We start from the raw sequence: 6570 nt of genomic DNA on the forward strand, positions 1-6570 counted from the left end.
GTCCGGGGCGTGCCGCGCGCCCGCCTCCGCCGGCGGCGCCCGCCGCCGTTCCGCGCGCCGCCAGTTCGCTGAGCCGTTCGTGGAGTGCGGCGGCTCCGGGCCGTTCGGCGGGTTCCTTGGCCAGGCAGGCCCGGATCAGCGGCGCCAGTTGCGGCGGTACGGCGGAGAGGTCGGGTTCCTCGTGGACGACCCGGTAGAGCATCACTTCGGAGGACGCCCCGGATCCGAACGGGGTGTCCCCCGTGAGCGCGTACGCGAGCGTGGCCCCGAAGGCGAAGACGTCGGTGGCGGGCGTGACGGCGACCCCGCGTACCTGCTCGGGCGCGAGGAAGCCGGGGGAGCCGACCGCGGTGCCGACGTGGGTGAGTGTGCTGGCGCCGCGCGACCACGCGATGCCGAAGTCGATGATCCGCGGGCCCCGGGGCGAGAGCAGGATGTTGGACGGCTTGAGGTCCCGGTGGACCACTCCCGCCTCGTGCACCTTGACGAGCCCGTCGGCCAGTGCGGCCCCGATCCGGGCCGCCTCCGGCCAGTTCAGCGGCCCCTCGTCGCCGACCCGCTTGTAGAGCGAGGGTCCGGGGACGTACGCGGTGGCCAGCCAGGGCCGTTCGGTCTCGATGTCGGAGCCGACCACGCGGGCGGTGCAGCCGCCCCGGATCCGGGAGGCGGCGGCGATCTCGCGGGCGAAGCGGGTGCGGAACTCCTGGTCCTCGGCGAGTTCGGCGCGGATCAGTTTGAGGGCGACGCGCTGTCCGCGGCGGTCGGATCCGAGGTAGACCACGCCCATGCCGCCGGCGCCCAGTCGCCGGTGCAGGCGGTACGGCCCGACGATGCGGGGGTCCTCACGCCTCAGCCGCATCATCGCCATGTTTCGTTCCCCGTCAGCCGGTGGGTGAGGCCCCGTCGGTTGGGCCATCGTCAGTTCCTGTCTGGCACAGCTTACGGACTGCCCGCTGCGGTGTGCTGATACGCAACACCTGAAGCGGCCGTGCGATTGTCCGATCTTGCGCTGACCTGCAGGTCACGGGGGCGTCGGCGGGCGTCTCGGGGTTGCCCCTCAGGGTTCCCTCGGGGGTCGGATGAGCCTTCCGTCCCCCTGCGGTAGTAGGACCTGAGTCGGATCGTCATCCTCCCGGACGTCCGAGGAACAGTACGACGGCATGACGCCCGGAGGCCCCCGCGGCCAATAGCGTTGTGTCCAGCGGTGGACGGGGAGCTCGTCCCCCGAGGTAAGCCGTTCACCGCGCCAACTCGACCGGATCAGGAGCAGGGACATGCCACCGCAGCTCACGGGAACCCCCCGCCGCCGTCGGCCGGCCTTCATCCAGTCCCGGTCCGCCGAGCAGCCCACGCGGCACCCCGCCGTGGCGCTGGCCATGGCCCTGCCGTGCGCCGTGCTCCTGGTGCTGCTCTTCGGCGGATGGGAGCAGATGGCGAACCAGGCCCAGGCCGTCGCCGATCTGATCACCCGCTGAGCAGAAGGAACAAGGACACCGGCCCCGCGAGGCCGGTCGAAGACTGGCACCGATCCCCTGGGGACGGGGAACGGTGCCGCCGGGGAGGCCGCGGCCGCGATGACACGCGGACGGGCGTGAGCGGTGCGCAGAGCGCCCCGGCAGGCGGAGATGCCGCGTACGGACGTCGGTGAGGGCGTCCGTACGCGGCTCTTCCCTTTCCATGACCCCTTGGCCCGCGACGTCCTGGCCCGGGGGCCGGCACGGGACGACAAAAGGGCCGGGGCCGCGATCCTCATGGATCGCGGCCCCGGCCGTTACTGTGCGCGATACTGGGATTGAACCAGTGACCCCTACCGTGTCAAGGTAGTGCTCTCCCGCTGAGCTAATCGCGCCTGGTGTGGCGGTGTCGCAGCAAGCCTCGAAGGGCCTGACGTGCGCGATACTGGGATTGAACCAGTGACCCCTACCGTGTCAAGGTAGTGCTCTCCCGCTGAGCTAATCGCGCCTGGTGCGGTGGTGTTGCAGCAAGCCCCGAGGGGCTTGTTACTGTGCGCGATACTGGGATTGAACCAGTGACCCCTACCGTGTCAAGGTAGTGCTCTCCCGCTGAGCTAATCGCGCCTGGTGTGGCGGTGTTGCAGCAAGCCTCGAAGGGCCTGACGTGCGCGATACTGGGATTGAACCAGTGACCCCTACCGTGTCAAGGTAGTGCTCTCCCGCTGAGCTAATCGCGCGGGGAGGCCCCCGGTGGAACCGGGGGATCCTCTTGGAGGTGGAGACGGGATTTGAACCCGTGTACACGGCTTTGCAGGCCGTTGCCTCGCCTCTCGGCCACTCCACCAGGCAACGCATGAAGAACGATCTTACACTGTTCTCCATCGAGCGGACGACGAGATTCGAACTCGCGACCCTCACCTTGGCAAGGTGATGCTCTACCAACTGAGCCACGTCCGCCTGTCTCCCGGGGGGCTTCACCGCTTTTCTTCGGCTGCGCTCCCTGGCGACGTGTTGAACTCTAGCGGATTCCCGGGCCAGCTAAAAATCCGTTCCCGCAGCATGCCGAGGGGATGGCCGGTGAGTGCCGTCCCGTCAGCCCTCCCGGGAGGGCACCGGCCACCACCTGGGGCGCTCCCGGACGATCATCCGCAGGTCACCCGGCGCACACCCACGCGACGCGCGCACCTGCTCGTACGCGGGGGCGCGAGCCGCCGCTCTCCCGCGCCCCCGACCTACACTTCAGGCACCGCCCCCAGCACCACCGCGCAGGAGAACCGTGTCCGGTCACCCCGACCCCCGCACCCCGCTCGCACGCTTCGGCGGCCGTCTGGCCACCGGACTGCGCGACGTCACCTCGGACCCGGCCGCCCTCGACTCCGCCGGCCACTGGGCCGTCGCCTACGACTTCGAGGGCCGCCTCACCTGTGCCCGCTTCGACGAGGTCCGCCCGGCGCCCGCCCCGCCGTCGGGCGCCGGCTGGCGCGGACCGGAGGCCGGCAGCTGGCACAGCTCCCTCGACCGCGCCGCCTACACCGCGGGAGTCCGCCGCATCCGCGAGCACATAGCCGCCGGCGAGGTCTACCAGGCCAACCTCTGCCGGGTGCTCTCCGCGCCGCTGCCCGACCCGGACCGCAGCGACGTCGACGCCCTCACCGGCCTCCTCGCCCACGGGAACCCCGCCCCGTACGCCGGCACCATCCGGCTGCCCGACCACGGCGTCGAGATCGCCACCGCCTCGCCCGAGCTCTACCTGCGCCGCGTCGGCCGCACCGTCTCCTCCGGTCCGATCAAGGGCACCGGCCGCACCGAGGACGACCTCCTCGACAAGGACCACGCCGAGAACGTGATGATCGTCGACCTGGTCCGCAACGACCTCGGCCGGGTCTGCGAGACCGGCAGCGTCACCGTCCCCGACCTCTGCGCCGTCGAGAAGCACCCGGGTCTGGTCCACCTCGTCTCCACCGTCGAGGGCACCCTGCGCGAAGGCGACGGCTGGCCCGAACTCCTCGCGGCCACCTTCCCGCCCGGCTCCGTCACCGGAGCCCCCAAGTCCAGCGCCCTGCGGATCATCGAAGCCCTGGAGACCGCCCCGCGCGGCCCGTACTGCGGCGCCGTCGGCTGGGTCGACGCCGACCGCGGCGAGGCCGAACTCGCCGTCGGCATCCGCACCTTCTGGATCGACCGGACGGACCCCGGCGCACCCGTCCTGCGCTTCGGCACCGGTGCCGGCATCACCTGGGGCTCCGACCCCGAGCGCGAATGGGCCGAAACCGAACTGAAGGCCGCCCGCCTGGTCGCGATAGCGTCGGGCAGCGAGCCCGGTGGCGCATCCGGCAGCGGATCCGACCCGACCGGGGCCCCAGCCCTCACCGCCTAGGAGCAGCACTCGATGCACAACCGCACCACGAGCTGGGTCAACGGCGCCCTCGTCGACTCCGCCGACGCGGCCGTCTCGGTCCTCGACCACGGCCTCACCACCGGCGACGGCGTCTTCGAGACCCTGAAGACGGTCGACGGCCGGGCCTTCGCGGTCACCCGCCACCTCGACCGGCTCACCCGCTCCGCCCGCGGCCTCGGCCTGGCCGACCCCGACCACGACCTGCTCCGCGAGGCCTGCGCCCGGGTCCTCGCCGCCAACCCCGCGCCGCTCGGCCGGCTGCGCATCACCTACACCGGCGGTAACAGTCCGCTGAGCTCCGAGCGCGGCACCGCCGGCCCCACCCTGGTCGTCGCCCTCAGCGCGATCGGCCACCGCCCGGACGAGACGGCGGTGGCGGTCGTCCCGTGGCGCCGCAACGAGCACAGCGCCGTCGCCGGCCTCAAGACCACCTCCTACGCCGAGAACGTCGTCGCCCTGGCCGCCGCCCACCGGGCCGGCGCCTCCGAGGCCCTGTTCGCCAACACCGCCGGCCTGCTCTGCGAGGGCACCGGCTCCAACGTCTTCGTGGTCCTCGGCGGCCGCCTGCTCACCCCGACCCTCGCCTCCGGCTGCCTGGCCGGCATCACCCGGCAGCTCGTCGTCGACTGGTGCGGCGCCGAGGAGACCGACCTCCCGCTCGACGCCCTCCGGGACGCCGAGGAGGTCTTCCTGACCTCCACCACCCGCGACGTCCAGGCCGTCACCCGCGTCGACGACCGCGAACTCCCCGGCATCGGCCCCGTCACCGCCAAGGCCATGGCGGTCTTCGCCGAGCGCAGCGGCGACGACCTCGACCCCTGATCCCGTCCCCGGGCGAACGGATCGGCAGAGCGCGCCGGCCGGGTGGATAACCCTCGGTGCAGGGGGAAGGCACACCACATGACCACCACGCTGCGCCCCGAGGGCCCGGAGACACCCACCGCGGCCGGCGGCCGCACCAGACGCTGGCTGATCCTCTCGAACGGCCACCCGGTCGGCGCGCTGCGCACCACCGCCGACCCGTGGGGCGATCAACTCTTCGGGAGAATATCCGAGTTGGAGGTCACCGAGGGCCGCGGCCGGGGACGCGGCACGTTCGGCGGGCTGGCCGCCGAGGAGGTGCTGCGCACGTGGGGCTGCACCCGGGTCGACGTCGCCGTCCCGGCCGCGGCCGCGGCGGCCCGGGGGCTCGCCGCGACCCTCGGCTACACGGAGCGGGCCCTGGCCATGTCCAAGCCGCTGGTCGACGCCCCCGAACTGCCCGCCGGGGTGAGCGCGCGCCCCTTCGAGGACCCGGCCGAACTCCGGGCCTGGTACGAGGAGTCCGCAGACGACTACGTCCGCATTCTGGTCGGTTCCGGACTCACCGAGGAACAGGCCCGCGCCCGCGTGGCCGCGGGGCCGCAGAGCCCGCCCCCGCCGGACCCGGAGGCCCCCGGCATGGTCGTGCGCCGCCTGTACGGCGCCAACGGCGGGGAGGGCCCCTACGGCCTGCTCTGGCTGCAGCCGCGCCTGCGCGACCTGCCGGACGGCGAACCGCTCGCCTGGGTGATGAAGGTCGAGGTGTCCCCGGCCCATCAGGGCGAGGGGCACGGACGCACGTTGATGCTGCTCGCCGAACGCGAGTGCCTGGCCGCCGGGGTGCGGCACCTCGGCCTCAACGTCTTCACCGGCAACGATGTCGCCATCCGGCTCTACACCTCGCTCGGTTACCGGGTCACCGAGCGCGTCTACGGCAAGCAGCTGTGACCGGGCGTGCGGTCAGGAAGCCTTCGCCGCCTCGATGACGGCCACGATCCGCTCGCGCAGCCCGTCCTGGCTCTTGCCGCCGTCGAGCCGCTTGCCGCCGATCACGTACGTCGGCGTGCCGGTGACCCCGATCGCCTTGCCCTCGGCCTGGTCGGCGTCGACGGTCAGCATGTGCCGGCCGTCGATCAGCGCGGTGTCCACCTCGTCGACGTCCGCCCCGACCTCCCGGGCCACGTCCAGCAGCACCTGCTGCCCGCGCGCGTCCAGCTCCGCGGTCCGCGCCAGCAGCGCCTCCACGAACGGCCAGCCCAGTCCCTGGGCGAAAGCCTCCTCGGCGGCCTCCGCGGCGGCGTAGGCGTGCTTGTGCTTCTCGAGCGGGAAGTGCCGCACTTCCACGGGCAGGGCGTCGCCGTACTGCGCGCGCAGCGCCCGTACGTCGTCCAGCGCGGTGTGGCAGTCCGGGCACTGGAGGTCGCACCAGAACTCGAGGCGGGGGAGGGAACCATCGATCATTCCCTCAGTGTTCCACTAGTGGGCGCCCGCTCCGGCCGGAGGTGCGCCCGAGGGCGGACCGAGAGGAAGGCACCGATGACCACGACGACCGGACACGAAGGGGTGGCCCCGTGCTGAGCGCGGCGATCAGCTTCATCCTTACGGCGGGCGGGGTGGCCTTCGCGGGGCTGCGGGCCTACCGGCGGCGCTTCCTGTCGGCGACCCGCTGGTTCGCGGTGGCCCTGCTGCCCGCCGGGCTCTACCTGACCGGCCTGTTCCCGCTGGCGAGCACGATCGCCCGGGAGGCCGCCGACTGGGCGACCAGGCTGGTCCTCGACCCCCGGGTGTGGACGGGCATCGCCCTGCTCGGTGTCTCCGCGGTCCTGCTGGTCACCACCCGCTGGGTGGGGCGCCGCGGCGGCGCGGAGGTGGAGGACGCTCCGCGGCGCGCGGCCGCGGCCGACCCGGAACCCGGCG

General features: G+C 72.7%; 7 protein-coding genes and 6 tRNA genes. 5 read left to right on the plus strand and 8 right to left on the minus strand.

What is annotated here, in order from left to right:
- Positions 1–868 (minus strand): serine/threonine-protein kinase (locus AB0E96_RS36630; RefSeq protein WP_359830429.1); only part of this gene is annotated, 868 nt, incomplete at its 3' end.
- A gap of 406 nt (positions 869–1274) precedes the next feature.
- Between AB0E96_RS36630 and AB0E96_RS36635 the strand changes: the two genes are divergently transcribed.
- Positions 1275–1475 (plus strand): hypothetical protein, encoded by a 201-nt coding sequence (locus tag AB0E96_RS36635; RefSeq protein ID WP_359830432.1) that lies wholly within the window; start codon positions 1275–1277, stop codon positions 1473–1475.
- A gap of 302 nt (positions 1476–1777) precedes the next feature.
- Here the strand turns inward: AB0E96_RS36635 and AB0E96_RS36640 are convergent.
- From AB0E96_RS36640 to AB0E96_RS36665, 6 genes are all read right to left on the minus strand, one after another.
- Positions 1778–1849 (minus strand) — tRNA-Val (locus AB0E96_RS36640).
- Between the two features lie 41 nt (positions 1850–1890).
- Positions 1891–1962 (minus strand) — tRNA-Val (locus AB0E96_RS36645).
- A 44-nt stretch (positions 1963–2006) separates the two neighbouring features.
- Positions 2007–2078 (minus strand) — tRNA-Val (locus tag AB0E96_RS36650).
- Positions 2079–2119: 41 nt separating this feature from the next.
- A tRNA-Val gene (locus AB0E96_RS36655) sits at positions 2120–2191 on the minus strand.
- Between the two features lie 33 nt (positions 2192–2224).
- Positions 2225–2298 (minus strand) — tRNA-Cys (locus AB0E96_RS36660).
- A gap of 40 nt (positions 2299–2338) precedes the next feature.
- Positions 2339–2411 (minus strand) — tRNA-Gly (locus tag AB0E96_RS36665).
- Between the two features lie 319 nt (positions 2412–2730).
- Here AB0E96_RS36665 and AB0E96_RS36670 point away from each other — a divergent pair.
- The 3 genes from AB0E96_RS36670 to AB0E96_RS36680 all read left to right on the plus strand — a co-directional run bounded on the left by AB0E96_RS36670 (position 2731) and on the right by AB0E96_RS36680 (position 5601).
- Entirely contained in the window at positions 2731–3831 is a 1101-nt protein-coding gene (locus AB0E96_RS36670) for a chorismate-binding protein (protein ID WP_359830434.1), read from the plus strand.
- A 12-nt stretch (positions 3832–3843) separates the two neighbouring features.
- Positions 3844–4674 (plus strand): aminotransferase class IV, encoded by an 831-nt coding sequence (locus tag AB0E96_RS36675; protein WP_359830436.1) that lies wholly within the window; start codon positions 3844–3846, stop codon positions 4672–4674.
- 78 nt (positions 4675–4752) lie between these two features.
- Positions 4753–5601 (plus strand): GNAT family N-acetyltransferase, encoded by an 849-nt coding sequence (locus AB0E96_RS36680; protein ID WP_359830438.1) that lies wholly within the window; start codon positions 4753–4755, stop codon positions 5599–5601.
- Positions 5602–5613: 12 nt separating this feature from the next.
- Here the strand turns inward: AB0E96_RS36680 and AB0E96_RS36685 are convergent, their stop codons facing one another.
- Entirely contained in the window at positions 5614–6114 is a 501-nt protein-coding gene (locus tag AB0E96_RS36685) for a DsbA family protein (protein ID WP_359830440.1), read from the minus strand.
- A gap of 110 nt (positions 6115–6224) precedes the next feature.
- Here AB0E96_RS36685 and AB0E96_RS36690 point away from each other — a divergent pair.
- On the plus strand, positions 6225–6570 hold a 346-nt coding region (locus tag AB0E96_RS36690; RefSeq protein WP_359830442.1), incomplete at its 3' end, for a hypothetical protein.

Source organism: Kitasatospora sp. NPDC036755 (assembly GCF_040636595.1).
GTDB lineage: Bacteria > Actinomycetota > Actinomycetes > Streptomycetales > Streptomycetaceae > Kitasatospora.

What these genes read in the sequence shown, in the direction of transcription:
- AB0E96_RS36680 (WP_359830438.1), top strand. Translation starts at nt 4,753, where the DNA reads ATGACCACCACGCTGCGCCCCGAGGGCCCGGAGACACCCACCGCGGCC.
- AB0E96_RS36635 (WP_359830432.1), top strand. Translation starts at nt 1,275, where the DNA reads ATGCCACCGCAGCTCACGGGAACCCCCCGCCGCCGTCGGCCGGCCTTC.
- AB0E96_RS36685 (WP_359830440.1), bottom strand. Translation starts at nt 6,114, where the DNA reads ATGATCGATGGTTCCCTCCCCCGCCTCGAGTTCTGGTGCGACCTCCAG.
- AB0E96_RS36675 (WP_359830436.1), top strand. Translation starts at nt 3,844, where the DNA reads ATGCACAACCGCACCACGAGCTGGGTCAACGGCGCCCTCGTCGACTCC.